The following is a 14,458-nucleotide window of genomic DNA, read 5'->3' as shown; positions in this document are numbered from 1 at the left end:
ATTAATCTCCCGCCGGATCGTCCTCCTCTAGGACCTCAGGCTGATTGGCAGCGGCTGCCCGCGCGTTCGACGCAACGCTTTCCCGCCAGGCGCGCAGCTCTCCGCGAAGAATCACGGTGGCCGCCTTCGGATCGATGTGCAACGCTGCGGCGAGTGCGTCGGCCATCTTTGGCATCGTCTCTTCCAGGCTTACGAGGATCTCCGTCAGGGTACGGGTCCATTCCCGCTTGGCGTCTTCGGTGCGGATGTAGACGCCGCGTTCTTCCTCTTCCTCACGCTTCGCTCGGCGCAAGGCGATCTCTGCCTGATCGGCCCGCGCCTGCTGGTATCGATGCTGGGCATCGTTCAGCGGGATTGGGGTATCGCTGCCTTCGCCAGACCCTGGACTTCGATATCCAGTTGGCACCGGTCTCCCTTGCGCGGCGAGCTGCGCCGCATCGAGGGTGACGCCGAGTTGGCTGCAGGCCAGGTCGACATCGATGCTGGCGTTCCGACCTTCACCGACGATGGCATCTCCGTAGATCTTTCCTTCGCGGAGATACTGAGAAATGCGGCCAGGCGTGACGCCGACGATCTCAGCCAGCTTACCTTTCGTGACCAACCGACGAACGGCGTTCGCGCTCGCGAGCAGCGGCGCCGCCGCAGTGGCAATGCCCTGCACCGTCTGCATATCTCAACTCGTTCAATTGCGCTAAAGGACTAAATTTAGGCTCTCAATTTAGTCACTAACTGGCGAAACCCTGCGGCTGCGTTGCCCGTATGAGGCGGACCCCCTAGGAAGGACCCGCGACCCCCGGGGGTGGCAGGGCGCCAGCCGATCGGATGAGCGCCTGGCCCTCGGCGTACTCGGCAGCTCGCACAGTAAGGACTAGGCTTACAGGCTTGAGGTCCTGCAGCGTCTCCAAGTCAGCGCTGCATAGTTCCCCGCCGATTGTGACAATGGCAATAACGTTAAGTTTCCATGCCACAGCGACATGCGTGATCCTGTCACTGAGAGCGAACACGGCTGCAATGATCTCGGTAGCAGTCCGCGTGACGTGCGGGCTTAGCCCTCTCTCAGCTTCATCGCTTCCGACGATCAGGTACTGGATCGGCGCGTTGGCAAAGAGATCATCCATAACAACACGTCCTTGAAACGGAAGCGCCCGCGACTCTGAGGAGTGGCGGGCGCAATTCGTCATCATTGGGGAGGAAGCTAAATCGAACATATGTTCGAAGTCAATAGCCATAGTGATAGGCGAGCGTGGCGATGGCGGCGCGGAACATGGTGATGTTCGCGATCTCGGCTCGGAGGCCACGTCCACGGCCATAGTGTTTCGCAGGCAGATCATGACAGATGACATGCACGAGGATCGGTTCGAGCACGGGGCCGACAGCGCGACCGGCCAGCATGATGCGACGGCGAGCATCGATGGCCATGTCGGACATCTCGCCCTTGCCGGCGGGCAACTGCATCAAGGTCGACACGACGCGCGGCTGCATACCGGCGATATGGAAGTCCCGGCGCAGCTGATCACCGGCGAGCCACAGGCGCTGATGGTCCCCGCTCTCCTTGTCGAAATCCAGCTCACGCCGGTTGAGCATGGTATCCAGCACCGTCGCCGTCATGACGCGGGCATGGGTATCGCTGTTTTCCTTCTCGATCTTCACCTCGCCATGCTGGCGGCGCTCGGTCGTGCCGAAGTCGTCATTGCTGACAGCGATCGCCACGCCCGCGCGGTCACGCAGGATGACGGCGGGATCGGTCACGACATCGCTCGGCTTGATCGCATAGGAGCGGATGTCCTTCCTGATCTTCTTCCGCGCGCTTTTCTCGATCGCCTTCAGGTTCGCTTTCAGCTTTCCCATCAGAATTCCCCTTAAAAATTCCGATAACCACCTTGCTGGATAGTTATGGACAGTTGGTGGACAGTTGAAAAAGGGCCTAAGTCTTTGGAGAGATTGGAGGGAGTGGACAGTTGGACAGTCTGGACGGAAGGCCATCGCTATAAGCGAAAGAGAAGGCCTATGCGTACATGGGAAAAACTGTCCAAACTGTCCAACTGTCCGTCACCACCAACAAAACCAAGGACTTATGCCGTGGACACTTTGCGCGCCGTGGACACTTAACTGTCCATCTCGGGCGGCGGCGGCTCCGGCGATCCATCGCCACCACCGTCATCGTCATCTGTTTCGACCGGCTTCGGCTGCTTGAATGTCTCCACCACCAGCTCGGTGTTGACGTAGTAGACGATGCCGACCTTGTGTTTCTTGAAACCCATGTTGTCGAGCAGGCGGCCGATCTTGGACTGCGACAGCGGCTCATAGGCGTTGGCGTCGCACCACTCCTTGTAGAGCTCATAGACACGCTTCGCCGTGACGGTCGCGCCGGGCGACTCGCGCAGTGCCGACTTCACGAACTGGCTGAAGGGCTGGGTGCTTTCCCGATAATCCTCGGTCGCGGCCTTCACCTCATCCGGCGTCACCAGCCGGCCATCGGCAAACCACCGGGTCAGGCCCTCGAGCAACCAATTCAGGATGCCGCTGCGTTCTGGCACCAGCTTTTCGCCGAGCTGCTTGTCGCGCTCTTCCTCCGGGATCACCACATCGAAGGGCACGATGGTGATGCGGCGCCAGATGCCATGATCCTGGCCTTGCACCGTCGGCTTGATATTGACCGAGACGCCCAGCTTGAAGCGCGGCAGGTATTCGAAGAAGCCCTTGTTGAGATGTCGGGCTGCAATCGGCTCACCCGAGGTCACCATCTTGACGAAGGATTCGGATAGCCGCTGCCCCACCTCCGGCTCGGACGCAAGGACAAGGCGTTTGCCTTCCAGCCGCGCCACGTCAGGCGAGGCTTGGCTGCCGCTGCGGCGATCGTCATACATCAGCGTCTGGATGGGCGTGATCGCTGCGTAATCGTCGAGCAGATGGTGCGCCGCATCGACGATGGTGGACTTGCCGTTGGCGCCGACACCCGACAGAATAGCGATCTTCTGCTCGGAGACGTCACCGGTTAGGCAAAGCCCGAGATAAGTCTGCAGATAGATCCGCACCGGCGCCACCGGCAGCACCCGATCCACCGTCTTATTCCAGATCGGTGCCTGCGCCTGCGGATCATAGGTCACATTTGCGAGCAGCGTGATGCGATCTTCCCGCCGATGCTCTCGTAACCGGATACCGGGATGGCCGTCGCCGGTGATGTACCGCAGCTCCAAGGTGCCGTTCAACACATTGAGCAGCCAGTTATCGGCATCGAGCTCGCGCGGCGACACCCGCAGATAGGGAATCGCGGCCTGCAGCATGGCATTGGCCTTGTTGGTGTTCCCGCTGGCTACGGCAAAGGACCAGTGCTTCTTGATCGCATCTTCGGTTTCTTCGCGGTCGAAGCCAGGCGGACGATCTGCCATTGGCAGGTCGAAGATGCCGAGCATCTCTTCCTTGAGCGCCGCCGCCTCTTTCTTGATGGCTTCGGCCGTCTGATGCGCCATCATCAGCGCCCGGACATCGCCTGCTTCGCCCGACCACCTTCGGCCGTCCCAGACATACCAGCCGTGCTCATCGACATACATCAGATCGCGGCCGAAGCGCTCGATCAGCCGCTGCGCGTTGCCGTAGTCGTTCCGAGGTAGCTTGGCGAGATCGAGATCACGGCGTTGCGCTCGGGGCTGTGGCTTCTCGAACATGGCCGCGATGCCGGCGAGCGGCTTGGCACTCTCACTCATTACTCATCAACCTTACCCAAGCGGCGATAGGCCGCGGCATCGACAAAGTCATCGCGGTAACGGCGGCGCCAGACGAACCAGCCCGCCTCCATGGTGGGCGCGCCGAGCCCGAGCGAATCCGGGCGGAAGGTCAGCGCATAGATCATCGCCGGGCGATGCTCACCCCAGAGCAGATCCCGGTCGATCGCGTGGAAGTAGCTGGCTTTGAGGTACATACCGACATAGGGCGCACCGAGGGCCAGGCTGTGACGGATGAACTTTTCAGCCAGGGAGAAGGGTGGATTGGTGATGATGCCCGGCATTCGCCCCTTCGGGCGCCACGTCAGATAATCAAGCCCGGCCACGCCGTAGCCACGCGCGACCAGGTCGGACGCCTCGACCATCAGGCCGTGGTCCTCGAGCACGCAAGCGAGCGCGCCGTCACCACAGGCTGGCTCGCGGACATAGCCGTCACAGAGATCGAGGATCTTGCCCAGCTCGGCGCGGAGAAAGGCCGCCGTCGCTTCGCGCGGCGTTGGATACCACTCCTTGTCAGGCTTGCCCCTGCCGTTGCCACCGGCCATCATGGCGCCGAGGCCGCTCACGAGGCGGCTCCTTTAACCTGGGGAACACGATGGATACGTGGTGTGGTCTTCTCACATGCGATCTGGGGGCGCTTGCATATGGGTATCAGACGCTCTTCACAGGCATCGTCGCCATTATAAGTGTGGTAGCGCTCGTCGGCGTCGAAGCTTGGAAGCGCCGGAAAGATGAGAGGGATGCCAAAACTAAACAGGCATCTCTGGGCAGGATGCTGGAGCTGAGGACCGTCACAAATTGCAATCAGATATTCGAGCACAAGCTGCGGATTTGCCAAAACCTGCCTCAGATAGCAGCGTCCGAACATATGCGAGAATCGGTGCGTCAGGAGCTTGATGACCTCGATGACATCGTTATCTCGACCATTGATGCGATTTGGGGGCTGGCCAGCGAGTTGCCCAAAGCCAGAGGCGACACAATCGTCGACGGCTGTAACACGCTTCAGGTCGTTTTGCGTAATCTGCGGAATGTAAGAAGGGCGCTCGACGAGACGGTTATTCCATTGGCCGCAGATCCGATTGAGATTACCAACAACCTGAATGCTCTCTACGAGAAGATCGAGAGCGATCTCGCGAAAGCAAACCCAAACGTCAGTCGACTTCTTCCAAAATGGAGAGCCGAAATCGGCGAGCAACTGGATGCGTTTCGAAGAACTATCGTATAAAGCACTCATTCCCCGCCCCCGGCCATGTCGCAGAAATCCATCGCGGGATTGGCCCAGATGATCTCGACCTCTCGGCTTTCGGCCTGCCAACGCCGAACGCCGCGATTGACGATTGCCCGCGTGCAATAGGGATCGCTGTCGCCATCGCCGAGAATCACCACCTGCCGTACCTTCGGCGGCAACACAATGCCGGGACGCGACATGTCGGGATGTTCGGTCTGGACCCGCTTCTCCGGATCGATCGGATGCCGCCTGGATGGATAGCCAGGCTCGCCACCACCGCCGATATTGCCGAGCGTCAAGGCCGCCCAGACCGGGAGAGGATTTCCCGCGCGCGCCAGCGCCGACATCACCACCAAGCCGTTTTCGATGCCTTCCGATATGCCTAGCCTTTCGCCGGCCGGCGCCAGGCGCGTGCCGCCGGTGACACAGGGCCCGAGCATCAGCTTGGATTTCGGCACGCGGTCTTTCGGCGCTTTCCGCACCCGGCCCGCCGCATCGGGCGTCGCCAGATAGGTACGATGCACGGCGACGAGCTTGCCGGTTGGCGATTGCACTGCAGCCACCATGGCGGGCCACCAGCTGCGCTGCCCGGTCTCCTTATGAATATGCGCGAGCTCCGGATGGAATCTCAGCGTGATCGGCACACCGTCGATCGCCTCGAGATCGACACCCCGCCCCCGCAAATAGGTCTCGACCGGCGTGCCATTGGCCGGCAAGGATTCGCGCCAGATCAGCGAGATCCTGTCCTGCAGCTGCCGGCGCTGACGCTCTTCTTGCCCGACGGTGGTTGCGGCGCCGGCGCGCGCGGCCGGTTTCGGCGCCAGGCTCTGTTTCGGCTTGGCCTGCAGCATCGCCTCTTCCGGCACCGGGATCCCGGCGAGCTGCGCCAGGGCTAAGATGGCCTCCTTGAAGTCAACCCCATGATATTCCCGGTAGAAGGTCACGACATCGCCACCGGCGCCGCAGCCACGACAGAGATAGAGCTGCTTGCCGGGATGAACGAAGAAACTGGGCGTTTTCTCCTGGTGGAACGGGCAGAGCCCGATCAGCTCGGCACCGGAGCGCCTCAGGGCGATGACGTTGCCAATTACGGCGTCGATCGACAGCTTTACCTTGATATCCTCGGTCTGGATCGGCCGAGCCTCACCGCCCGTCATGCCGCACCTGCCAGTTTTGCCGCCCGAAGCAAGGCCGCATGGTTGGCGCGAACGGCATTCGCGAGATCGACGATCAGATTGAGCCCATGGATCGGCAGGACTACACCCAACTCTTGTTCGCCGTCCTCGTCAGCCCAGATGCGGAATGCTTCTCCTGAGAGTGCCGACATCGCCAGCTGACGCATTAAACCAAGCGCCCGCTCGTCCGTGATGACGCGCGATCGACGCTTACCTGCGTGCCAGCCGACCAGCGAGATCGGCTGGCCACCGGTCTCGTGCAGCACGAAGATACCTCGCGGCTCAGGCGTCGACAGACGCGCGACGCCGGCTTGATTGATGGCAGTTCGGCAGATCATGCTTCCCCCAAGCACATGCAAGTGATGCCGGGCATTAGCAGCCCCCGGCAGGCGCCCCTCCGTTTTCCAATCTGCAGCTTAGGGAGACGACGGCTGCAGAAGGGTGATCAGATAACCCGCTGATCCGGGTTGCCGGTCTCTTCCGGCTGTCACGCCTTTCCGCACTAGAGCGGCCATTTCATCGGCCAGGTTTGACGTTGCCTGATCCGCCCCGGACAGCCCGCCCCTCGCAGCCGGAGACTGCTTTTCATGGACGGGACTCGCTTCGGCAGGCCGGCTCGATGCCGACTGTCCTGCGGACGCATACCGCTATCGTAGCGGGGTGCGGTGGACTGGCCCCCTGGCCGTGCGCACAGCCGGAACCGCGATTTTTTAAGCCTGCGTGTTCTTCCACGCTGCTGCCGAACTCGATTCTGTGGCCGCTACTCTCCCGGCCTGGTCACGCCCGATGTTTTGCGCTGTTGCTTGCCCGCAGGCTCACGCTAGGTAATGACGTTTTCCCGCTGCCTCGTTAGAGCCCGATCGCCTGTTTGTAGAGATCGAGCAGTTGTTCCTGTTCTTCGCGGTCATGTGCTTCCATCTTTCGAAGGCGCACGATCTGCCGCATGATTTTCGTGTCGAAACCGGAGGATTTCGCCTCGGCATAAACTTCCTTCACATCGCTGCCGATCGCGGCCTTCTCTTCCTCCAGCCGCTCGATCCGCTCGATGAAGCTTTTCAAGCGATCGGCCGCGATCCCACCAGCATCAGCCATGCTGCACGCCCTCCTGAATGACGAGATCGAGATCGGCCAGCATCGACGCCAAAGCATGCATCACTTCCGAGACACCCTGCTTCAATTGGCCGGCTTCCTGCGGCGTCAGCCGATGATCCGCCATGGCCGTCGCGTACCGTGAGAACAGTGCCGCCGCGCGTTCGCCGAACCGCGCCATATCGACCGCTAAGGGCAGGTCCGCCTCGGCAAGTAGCGGAATCAAGGCATGATGCGCCTGCAGGGCGAGATAGGCCGTCACTAAAGGCTGTCCGCTCACGGCTTCCAAGGTAATGACCTGGGTCAATGATAATTCGGCCCTTGGATGCAGCGGATCGGTATAGCGCTGGACCTGCGATTGTGACTTGACCAGGATCTGGCCGACGCGCTCCTGCCCGCCGCAACTCTCGACCAGGGATGTCATGGCTGATTTCAGCGTCCCGGATGGACGCGGTTTCATACTGTGGCCGGGACGCATTAAAGCCGCTCCTGATTTGATAGGTGATTGCGTACGAGGGCGCCAATAGACGCATCCGTGCTGGCTCCGCTACGCTTGGCCATTGCGACTCGGGCTAAGGAGCGAAAAGTGGGTGACGAGGAAATGGCGTGCTGGTTTCGCGGCATGACGGTAGCGAACACCGTCTTCATGGGGAGGCTGGCGGACCTTTTGATCAAGAAAGGCTTAGTTACAGCCGGCGAATTGCGTGAGGTCATTGACGAAGGCCTCCTGACTTTGGAAGCACGTCAGGGTGGGAACCCAGATCACCATTCGCTCTACGAAGCCGCCCGACTCCACCTGGAAAACGTGTTGGCAGCAATAGACGGACCGGGGATTGCACCGGCACGCGCTCAACGAACCACGAAATGATGCGAAGGATCGGCGTCCAATTGTCTCGAACTGATGCCGAGCCTGCACCACGCCCGCGAAGTGGAATGAGCAGCAGAAGGGTACTGGTCATGCCCGTACCCCTGGCTTGGCCGCGTCGCCCGGCGCATCATCCATAGCGCGATTGTCGTTCACCGGGACTGACGGAACATCGAAGTCCTGGGGAATGATTCGCTCCAATCGGCGCAGTGTATCCGCGACTGGCGACCAGTTCGGGTCGTCGATCTTCCGGATCGTGCTTTCGTTCACGCCAGCGGCCTTGGCCAGGCGGAGGACGCTCCAACCCTGTGCGAGGCGATAATGACGAACCCGAGAAATAGAAAGGTCGATGTGCATGACGCGAATAATTCGCTAAATTTCGCGAACTCGTCAAGTCATTCGCTAAATTTCGCTATCGCGGAATTTCGCGAAGAGCCGGAATATCGCGATCAGCATATTGATTTTGCTGACTTTTCCGGAGACGAAATGCCTAAGGGCAATCCCGACCAACTAATCGCCGAGCGGCGACGCCTCGCGCTTCGCAAGTTCATGCAGGCGCGCAAGCTCACGATCAACGGCTGGGCCGAGAAGGCTGGCGTCAGCGAAAGTGGCATTCGCTCGTTTCTCAAGGGAAAGAGCCAGAGTCTCGGCACGCGCGTGCTGGAGCGACTGGCCAAAGCAGAACACACAACCGTCGCTGTCCTCCTCGGCGATGGCGAACCGGCAGAGGTCCAACCTCCCGAGTCGCGGCTTCGTCACCGTGCCGGGTCGCGCGGCCAGGATATTCGAGAAGTCGAGGTCCGCGCCGGCATGGGACCGGGCCAGCTACCGGAGCAGGTGGAGCATCCGAAGGACGTCTGGACAGCGCCCCAGGGCTTTTTTGGCCGTTCGAGCGACTTGCTTATCCTCGAAGTTGACGGGGACAGCATGTTGCCCGTTTTGGAGCCGGCCGACCGCGTCGTCGTCAATACGGCCGATCGCATTCCGTCCCCGGCCGGCATCTTTGCTGTGTTCGATGGGCACGGCATCATGGTCAAGCACGTGAGCACAGTCGCGCAATCGAACCCAATGCGAATTCACATCCGATCGAGCAATCCGATCTATCCTCCCGAGGAATGGCTGGTCGAAGAGGATACGATCATCGGCCGGGTGAAAGGCCTGATTCGCCGCTTCTAGTCCCTCAGACCTGCGATAAAAGGTCTGCTTTCTTCGTCTCGAATTCAGCGTCGGTCAGCACACCGGCTGCTTTCAATTCCGACAGTTGCCGGATTTTATCGATGGCGGATGATGCCGCGGGCTGGGTGGAATTTGGTTTGCTGCCATGCCGACGTTGCTCCAGCTCATCGACAAATGCTTGGTAGGCGGCGCCCTTCTCAAAAGACCGGAACTCGATCGCATCGTCGGACGTGTGCAGAAACAGCGTTTTGTGGCCGAGGAGCGTCTTCGTCTCTACCGAGCTCAGCTTATCCAGCGGGATGGTTTCAAAAATCTCGCCAAACAATCCAGCACGATAAAAGGCGACGCGCTGATCGGTCAGGATCAGAGCGCCGTTATGCATCGCCTCCTCACCCTTACCCATCATCTTGCCTTTATAGCCTTCAAGCGCAGCGACCAAGGTTTCCCCCGGCTTCGCTTTTTTTGCGAGGAATTTCTTCGTATGCGAGCCACCGTTTGCCATATCGCCCCTCGATTCGCCCCAACACCACTATTGACCGAATTTCGTTGGTCACCATCAATCGAACCGAACAATAGCAGCCCCCATGGTCGAAGCCTTATCGCTAAATTTCGCGAATTCCGCTTGACTGATTCGCGAAATTTAGCGAATACTCCGCTTGCTAAGTGAACGCCGATCATCGGTCGACGCGTTTGCGCTTTGAAGCAGCCGGGTGGCGGTTGCCCAAGTACCGCCGCCCGGCCCCCTCAGAAGGGAGGAGACCCAATGCCCCGTCATATCGCCAGCGTCCGGCAGCAGGACGCGACTTTCGCCTTTCCCCTCAGTGTCGATCGTCAAAAGCCGATCGGCGCGCAAATGGCCGCCGCCATGCTCGCTCTGCATCGGGTGTTCGGCAGCTGCGAAGAGCGGGATCTGCTCGCCGTCGGATTCACCGCCGATGATTTGCAGATCCATCGCCACGTCGCCCGCCTGATGGCCTACCAAGCCGCGCCGCATCTGAGTGCGAACGACGTTCGCCCCCATCTCAGCGATGAGGACATCGCCGCCGGCCTCACGAAATCGACGCTGCCGCCCGAATTCCCTGGCGGCTGCCGCTACCGCGAGCGGGTGGCCTGAGATGTCGGCCCGCATCCTCGCCTTTCCAGGCCAGCCGGCGCCGAGCGTCGGCATCCCGGTGTCGCGCGGCCAGGCCGTCCTGTTCCAGGGGACGCAGCACACGGTCGAGCAGGTCTATGACACCCGCGCGCTGATCGCCGGGCCGCGCGGCCAGCGCATCGCCCGCCTGGCCTATCTGACTCCGGCGCCGCCCGCGAACCGCTAGCAGCCACACCGCGCCGATACCGGCGCCACGCAACAACCAGATACCGCGAACGCCGTTCGGGTTAAGGAGGGATCGTGTCGATTTCCGCCATTCTCAAGTCGCATCTTGAATCAACCGGCATCAGCCAGCGCCAGTTCGCTCGCGATGCCGGCCTGCCGAAGACCACCATCGCCGATATCGTGAGCGGCAAGGCCTCGATCATCAGCATCCCCACCGCCGAAAAGCTCGCGCCGATCCTCAACCGCTCGGTCGCCGAGCTGATGGGCATTCCCGATGCAGGCCAGGGCGGCGACAGTGGCGGTCGCGGTGCCGGCGAGCTGCTCATCCCGTGGGGTGAGATCGGCCCCTCGCCGCTCAATCCCCGCCGCGACTTCGAGCCCGAAGCCCTGCGCGGCCTGGCCGACAGCCTGTTCGAGCATGGCCAGCTGCAGAACATCGTGCTGCGCAAAGTGATCTTCCCCCAGGAGAACGAGCCGAAATATCACATCGTCGCGGGCGAGCGCCGCTGGCGCGCCACGGGCCTCAACATCCAGGTGCTGAAGCGCTGGGATGCCAGCCAGCCGATGCGCGCGGTCATCATCGAGACCAACGACGCCCAGCATCGCGCCTTGGCCCTGCTGGAAAACCTGCAGCGTGAAGCGCTTTCGCCGATGGAAGAGGCCGAAGCGTTCCATGCGCTTACCGAGCTCGCCTGGAGCACGGCGCAGATCGCCGAGAAGATCAGCAAGACGCAACGCTTTGTTCAGCAGCGCCTGGCGCTGGTCACCAAACTGGCCGAGCCGGTCAAACAGGCCCTATCGGAGGGCGTGATCAACATCGACCAGGCGCGGGCTCTGACATCGGCCGATGAGAAGCGGCAAAAGACGCTGCTTAAGAAAATCCAGACCAACAATTATGGCGTCAGGACCGGCGATGAGATCCGGCAGCGCCTGACAGCCAACTTGATACCGGCGGAGAAAGCGAAGTTTCCGCGTGATCGCTACACCGGCGAGATCCACGAAGACGACACGGGCCGCGAATACTTCGTGGACGGCGAGGAATTCAAGAAATTGCAGAAGGACGCCGCCAAGGATCTCGTCGCAGAGAAACGCGCGGAGGGTTGGAAGTGGGTCGAACTAAAGGAATACTGGCATCGCGGCGAGTACGAGCCGCTTCCCAGCACCGACAAGAAGAAGGCAGGTGTGCTGGTCATCCTCGACTGGCAAAACAATATCGAAGTTCATGAGGGACTGGTCAAAAAGCGGGCGGAGAAAAGCTCGAAGGCGGATGAAGCAGCCCGGCAACAGGAATTCGCCGAACGGGAACGCCGTCGCGACGAATTGGGGGAGATGACCCCGCGTATCCGCGCAGCGATCGAGAAAGACCCCACCTTCAGCCTGCGTGTCCTCCTCTGGCATTCCGCCGATTTCGAAACGCCCCGCCTCTCATGGAAACAGCTCTGCAATATGGGGCAGAAAGCACTCCTGGCCCAGGCAGCCAAATGTGCCGCTCATTCGCTCCACCTCAACACCTATAGCGATCTTGAGCCCTGGGAAGCGGCGGCCTTCGACCTCGCCGGCATCGAGAGGCCGGACTATCTCACTGTCAACGGCGACTCCGAGGACGAAGAGGTCGAAGACGAGATCGAGACCGGCGAAGCCGAAGAGGATGGGGACTGAGCGATGCCGGCTCCTCACTTCACGAAACGCCAGGTCGCCGCGCTCAGGGCAGCCCGAGATAAGGGCGGCGCCTGGTACATGGATGGCCAGAATATGGGCGGTGCCAAGCGCCGAATGATTCGTCGACTAGCCGCCGCCGGATATCTCTCCTTGCTCGCCCCATATGCCCTCACCCGATCCGGCGCCGCTGCCTTGGCGGCCGCCGAGCGGAAGGACTGAGTCATGCAGCGATGCGCGCGCTGCCGCCGCCGCCTGAAAACCACGCGCGACGACACGCCCGCCTCGCTGGTGCCCGGCGACATCGAGCTCTGCGGCCGATGCCTCGACGAAGATGACAGCATCACCGACGAGATGGGGCGCAATGAGCTGCCCGAGATCCTCGCGCCGATCCAGCGCCACCTCAGGACCAGGGAGGATTAGCCATGGGCCGCCTGCGCAAGAAGCCTCTTGTCCGCAAGATCCCGGTGCCACCGGACGAGCAACAGGCACGGCGGCTGATCAGCGAGGCGGCATCACTGATCGCAAGAGCAGCTGGTCTGCGCGCGGCCGGCGATGGCGACGCCGCCGATGACTGCATGGCCCAGGCCGCCAGAAACCGCAGCGAAGCTGCTTATCTCCGCAACCGATTGAAGGTCCAGTCACCATGGCCGAAATTACGCCAATGATACCCGCCTCCTGGGGCGGCTTCGATCTCCAGGCCGCCAGTGATATGCCCCTCGGCCAATTCGCCCAGCAGGTCCGGAAGGAAAAGGACCCACTTTACGGCTGGCCCGATATCCCCGATTGCGTCGCCGACGAGCTCACGAAGCTCCAGGCGCGTTGCCCCGTAGCGATCCGTCGCGAGCCCGAGCTGCGCAGCCGATACCGCAGCAGTTACGAGGTCTGGATCGACGCCGAGCGGAACGGCGCTCTCGCGCCCTGGATCGAATGCCGCCCCGAAGAGCGGCTCGGCGAAAGCTTCCCGCTCTCATCCCGCTATTGCGAGGAGATCCTGGAGGACTTCGCCGCGCGCTGCGGCGAGGAAGCCGCCGGCCTGACTTTTACCGAAACCAATTGGGCCAATTGGGCCGAAGCCGAGGAGGATGCCTACTCATGAAAATCACCATCGAGCGCGATGTGCTTCGCAACGCGATGATGGCGATCGACAGGATCGTCAAGCGCAGTGAGACCGTGCCGGTGTTGGGCTGTGTCAAACTAACCGTGCGCGGATCCCGCCTAACCATCACCGGCACCGACCTGACGCTGCAGGCATCGACTACGATGACAGTGGACGTCACCGAGCCAGGTGCAGCCCTGATCGACGCGACGGCCTTATCGCGTGCCGCTGCGGCGGCGCCGGCTGGCAGCCAGATCGAGCTGGCCGCCGACGAAACCCAGGCGACGGGCAAGGCCGGCAAGACCCGGTTCCGCTTTCCCACGTTCCCTGTGGCCGATTTTCCAGTCGACCGCGACCTATCCGGCGGCGGAGCCTGGCAGATCGGGGCAAGCGATCTCAAATTTCTGTTCGGCCGCTGTGCCCATGCAATGAGTACTGAGGAAACGCGCTATTACCTCAACGGCATTCATCTCCTGGTCGTCACGTCGGAGAACGGTGAGCCGCATTTGCGGGCCGAATCGACGGACGGGCACCGCCTGGCGCGAGCCGAGATGCGGGCCGATGACGACATGGTCAAGGCTTTCGAGGCGGCCGGCAAGGTCATCGTGCCGCGCGAGACGGTCCACCACCTCCTGCGATTGATTAAGGATGAGGAGAGCCTGTCGGTCAGGTTGGATTCCAGCCTGATCGAAGTGACGGTCGGAGACCTGACGATCCTGAGCAAGCTGATCGACGGGCAATTTCCCGACGCCGATCGCGTCATCCCAAAGAAAAACCCGCACCTTGCCACCGTTGACCGCGAGGCTCTGGTCGACATGACAGCGCGCATCGGGCCCTTTGCCGGGGGCAAGAAGGGTCGCGGCCTGCAGCTGAAATTCACCGGCGAGATCATGGAAATGAGTGCCGGCAGCGAGGACGGCGTCAATGCCCGCGATGAAATGGCGATCGAGGGCTTCGCGCAGCCACTCAATGTCGGTTTCAACGTCAAATATCTTCATGAAGCGATCGATGGCGGACTCGGCTCGACCGTCGCCCTGGCCTTCGACGAGCCAAATTCGCCGGTTCTCATCACCTTCCCCCAGGACTCCCGTCTCCGGATGGTCCTGATGCCGATCCGTGTTTAGGAGGCA

At 61.5% G+C, this 14,458-nt stretch carries 21 protein-coding genes; 10 read left to right on the top strand and 11 right to left on the bottom strand.

Translation table 11 applies throughout. From position 1 onward, the window contains the following. Position 1: 1 nt before the first annotated feature. From SMD27_RS05540 to SMD27_RS05500, 9 genes are all read right to left on the bottom strand, one after another. On the bottom strand, positions 2-661 hold the full coding sequence (locus tag SMD27_RS05540) for a hypothetical protein (protein WP_320507319.1): 660 nt from the start codon (positions 659-661) through the stop codon (positions 2-4). Between the two features lie 557 nt (positions 662-1,218). Then, the gene (locus SMD27_RS05535; protein ID WP_320507318.1) at positions 1,219-1,848 is read right to left on the bottom strand and encodes a DUF6456 domain-containing protein; all 630 of its coding nucleotides are present in this window, start codon (positions 1,846-1,848) and stop codon (positions 1,219-1,221) included. Positions 1,849-2,105: 257 nt separating this feature from the next. Continuing rightward, complete coding sequence (locus SMD27_RS05530; protein WP_320507317.1) at positions 2,106-3,704, bottom strand: DNA primase family protein; 1,599 nt, start codon at positions 3,702-3,704, stop codon at positions 2,106-2,108. Then, a complete protein-coding gene (locus tag SMD27_RS05525) occupies positions 3,704-4,288 on the bottom strand; it encodes a hypothetical protein (protein WP_320507316.1) in 585 nt (194 codons plus the stop codon). Before SMD27_RS05525 ends, SMD27_RS05530 begins: the two co-directional genes overlap by 1 nt. Then, positions 4,285-4,956, bottom strand: coding sequence for a hypothetical protein (locus SMD27_RS05520; protein ID WP_320507315.1), 672 nt, complete (start codon positions 4,954-4,956; stop codon positions 4,285-4,287). The genes SMD27_RS05525 and SMD27_RS05520 overlap by 4 nt, the downstream gene beginning before the upstream one ends. Beyond that, the gene (locus SMD27_RS05515) at positions 4,953-6,107 is read right to left on the bottom strand and encodes a DUF7146 domain-containing protein (RefSeq protein WP_320507314.1); all 1,155 of its coding nucleotides are present in this window, start codon (positions 6,105-6,107) and stop codon (positions 4,953-4,955) included. Before SMD27_RS05515 ends, SMD27_RS05520 begins: the two co-directional genes overlap by 4 nt. Continuing rightward, positions 6,104-6,463 carry a hypothetical protein gene (locus SMD27_RS05510; protein WP_320507313.1) on the bottom strand — a complete coding sequence of 120 codons (360 nt, stop codon included), beginning with the start codon at positions 6,461-6,463 and terminating at the stop codon, positions 6,104-6,106. The genes SMD27_RS05515 and SMD27_RS05510 overlap by 4 nt, the downstream gene beginning before the upstream one ends. Before the next feature lie 511 nt (positions 6,464-6,974). Continuing rightward, complete coding sequence (locus tag SMD27_RS05505; RefSeq protein ID WP_320507312.1) at positions 6,975-7,217, bottom strand: DUF2312 domain-containing protein; 243 nt, start codon at positions 7,215-7,217, stop codon at positions 6,975-6,977. Next, on the bottom strand, positions 7,210-7,638 hold the full coding sequence (locus SMD27_RS05500; RefSeq protein WP_320507311.1) for a phage regulatory CII family protein: 429 nt from the start codon (positions 7,636-7,638) through the stop codon (positions 7,210-7,212). The genes SMD27_RS05505 and SMD27_RS05500 overlap by 8 nt, the downstream gene beginning before the upstream one ends. A 162-nt stretch (positions 7,639-7,800) precedes the next feature. On the opposite strand from SMD27_RS05500, the gene SMD27_RS05495 reads away from it, so the two are divergent. Then, on the top strand, positions 7,801-8,082 hold the full coding sequence (locus SMD27_RS05495) for a hypothetical protein (RefSeq protein WP_320507310.1): 282 nt from the start codon (positions 7,801-7,803) through the stop codon (positions 8,080-8,082). Between the two features lie 87 nt (positions 8,083-8,169). On the opposite strand, the gene SMD27_RS05490 is transcribed toward SMD27_RS05495, so the two are convergent. Then, on the bottom strand, positions 8,170-8,436 hold the full coding sequence (locus SMD27_RS05490; RefSeq protein ID WP_320507309.1) for a helix-turn-helix domain-containing protein: 267 nt from the start codon (positions 8,434-8,436) through the stop codon (positions 8,170-8,172). On the opposite strand from SMD27_RS05490, the gene SMD27_RS05485 reads away from it, so the two are divergent. Next, the gene (locus SMD27_RS05485; protein WP_320507308.1) at positions 8,431-9,255 is read left to right on the top strand and encodes a S24 family peptidase; all 825 of its coding nucleotides are present in this window, start codon (positions 8,431-8,433) and stop codon (positions 9,253-9,255) included. The genes SMD27_RS05490 and SMD27_RS05485 overlap by 6 nt on opposite strands. Before the next feature lie 4 nt (positions 9,256-9,259). On the opposite strand, the gene SMD27_RS05480 is transcribed toward SMD27_RS05485, so the two are convergent. Further along, the gene (locus SMD27_RS05480; protein WP_320507307.1) at positions 9,260-9,757 is read right to left on the bottom strand and encodes an SHOCT domain-containing protein; all 498 of its coding nucleotides are present in this window, start codon (positions 9,755-9,757) and stop codon (positions 9,260-9,262) included. Positions 9,758-10,018: 261 nt separating this feature from the next. Here SMD27_RS05480 and SMD27_RS05475 point away from each other — a divergent pair, with 261 nt between their 5' ends. The 8 genes from SMD27_RS05475 to dnaN all read left to right on the top strand — a co-directional run bounded on the left by SMD27_RS05475 (position 10,019) and on the right by dnaN (position 14,452). Continuing rightward, entirely contained in the window at positions 10,019-10,369 is a 351-nt protein-coding gene (locus SMD27_RS05475) for a hypothetical protein (RefSeq protein WP_320507306.1), read from the top strand. 1 nt (position 10,370) lies between these two features. Further along, the gene (locus SMD27_RS05470; protein WP_320507305.1) at positions 10,371-10,574 is read left to right on the top strand and encodes a hypothetical protein; all 204 of its coding nucleotides are present in this window, start codon (positions 10,371-10,373) and stop codon (positions 10,572-10,574) included. 74 nt (positions 10,575-10,648) lie between these two features. Further along, positions 10,649-12,232, top strand: coding sequence for a ParB/RepB/Spo0J family partition protein (locus tag SMD27_RS05465; RefSeq protein ID WP_320507304.1), 1,584 nt, complete (start codon positions 10,649-10,651; stop codon positions 12,230-12,232). Positions 12,233-12,235: 3 nt separating this feature from the next. Beyond that, a complete protein-coding gene (locus tag SMD27_RS05460) occupies positions 12,236-12,451 on the top strand; it encodes a hypothetical protein (protein WP_320507303.1) in 216 nt (71 codons plus the stop codon). Between the two features lie 3 nt (positions 12,452-12,454). After that, positions 12,455-12,652 (top strand): hypothetical protein, encoded by a 198-nt coding sequence (locus SMD27_RS05455; protein WP_320507302.1) that lies wholly within the window; start codon positions 12,455-12,457, stop codon positions 12,650-12,652. A 2-nt stretch (positions 12,653-12,654) separates the two neighbouring features. Then, positions 12,655-12,897, top strand: coding sequence for a hypothetical protein (locus SMD27_RS05450; RefSeq protein ID WP_320507301.1), 243 nt, complete (start codon positions 12,655-12,657; stop codon positions 12,895-12,897). Continuing rightward, entirely contained in the window at positions 12,876-13,328 is a 453-nt protein-coding gene (locus tag SMD27_RS05445) for a hypothetical protein (RefSeq protein ID WP_320507300.1), read from the top strand. Before SMD27_RS05450 ends, SMD27_RS05445 begins: the two co-directional genes overlap by 22 nt. After that, positions 13,325-14,452 carry a DNA polymerase III subunit beta gene (gene dnaN, locus SMD27_RS05440; protein WP_320507299.1) on the top strand — a complete coding sequence of 376 codons (1,128 nt, stop codon included), beginning with the start codon at positions 13,325-13,327 and terminating at the stop codon, positions 14,450-14,452. Before SMD27_RS05445 ends, dnaN begins: the two co-directional genes overlap by 4 nt. Positions 14,453-14,458: the final 6 nt, after the last annotated feature.

This window comes from Dongia soli, from assembly GCF_034044715.1.
Classification (GTDB): domain Bacteria; phylum Pseudomonadota; class Alphaproteobacteria; order Dongiales; family Dongiaceae; genus Dongia_B; species Dongia_B soli.
Note: the sequence above shows the minus strand (reverse complement) of the source record. Positions and strands in the feature narration are given on the sequence as shown.

What these genes read in the sequence shown, in the direction of transcription:
- SMD27_RS05445 (WP_320507300.1), top strand. Translation starts at nt 12,876, where the DNA reads ATGGCCGAAATTACGCCAATGATACCCGCCTCCTGGGGCGGCTTCGAT.
- SMD27_RS05500 (WP_320507311.1), bottom strand. Translation starts at nt 7,638, where the DNA reads ATGACATCCCTGGTCGAGAGTTGCGGCGGGCAGGAGCGCGTCGGCCAG.
- SMD27_RS05535 (WP_320507318.1), bottom strand. Translation starts at nt 1,848, where the DNA reads ATGGGAAAGCTGAAAGCGAACCTGAAGGCGATCGAGAAAAGCGCGCGG.
- SMD27_RS05530 (WP_320507317.1), bottom strand. Translation starts at nt 3,704, where the DNA reads ATGAGTGAGAGTGCCAAGCCGCTCGCCGGCATCGCGGCCATGTTCGAG.
- SMD27_RS05490 (WP_320507309.1), bottom strand. Translation starts at nt 8,436, where the DNA reads ATGCACATCGACCTTTCTATTTCTCGGGTTCGTCATTATCGCCTCGCA.
- dnaN (WP_320507299.1), top strand. Translation starts at nt 13,325, where the DNA reads ATGAAAATCACCATCGAGCGCGATGTGCTTCGCAACGCGATGATGGCG.
- SMD27_RS05460 (WP_320507303.1), top strand. Translation starts at nt 12,236, where the DNA reads ATGCCGGCTCCTCACTTCACGAAACGCCAGGTCGCCGCGCTCAGGGCA.
- SMD27_RS05505 (WP_320507312.1), bottom strand. Translation starts at nt 7,217, where the DNA reads ATGGCTGATGCTGGTGGGATCGCGGCCGATCGCTTGAAAAGCTTCATC.
- SMD27_RS05455 (WP_320507302.1), top strand. Translation starts at nt 12,455, where the DNA reads ATGCAGCGATGCGCGCGCTGCCGCCGCCGCCTGAAAACCACGCGCGAC.
- SMD27_RS05515 (WP_320507314.1), bottom strand. Translation starts at nt 6,107, where the DNA reads ATGACGGGCGGTGAGGCTCGGCCGATCCAGACCGAGGATATCAAGGTA.
- SMD27_RS05480 (WP_320507307.1), bottom strand. Translation starts at nt 9,757, where the DNA reads ATGGCAAACGGTGGCTCGCATACGAAGAAATTCCTCGCAAAAAAAGCG.
- SMD27_RS05475 (WP_320507306.1), top strand. Translation starts at nt 10,019, where the DNA reads ATGCCCCGTCATATCGCCAGCGTCCGGCAGCAGGACGCGACTTTCGCC.
- SMD27_RS05470 (WP_320507305.1), top strand. Translation starts at nt 10,371, where the DNA reads ATGTCGGCCCGCATCCTCGCCTTTCCAGGCCAGCCGGCGCCGAGCGTC.
- SMD27_RS05510 (WP_320507313.1), bottom strand. Translation starts at nt 6,463, where the DNA reads ATGATCTGCCGAACTGCCATCAATCAAGCCGGCGTCGCGCGTCTGTCG.
- SMD27_RS05450 (WP_320507301.1), top strand. Translation starts at nt 12,655, where the DNA reads ATGGGCCGCCTGCGCAAGAAGCCTCTTGTCCGCAAGATCCCGGTGCCA.
- SMD27_RS05520 (WP_320507315.1), bottom strand. Translation starts at nt 4,956, where the DNA reads ATGAGTGCTTTATACGATAGTTCTTCGAAACGCATCCAGTTGCTCGCC.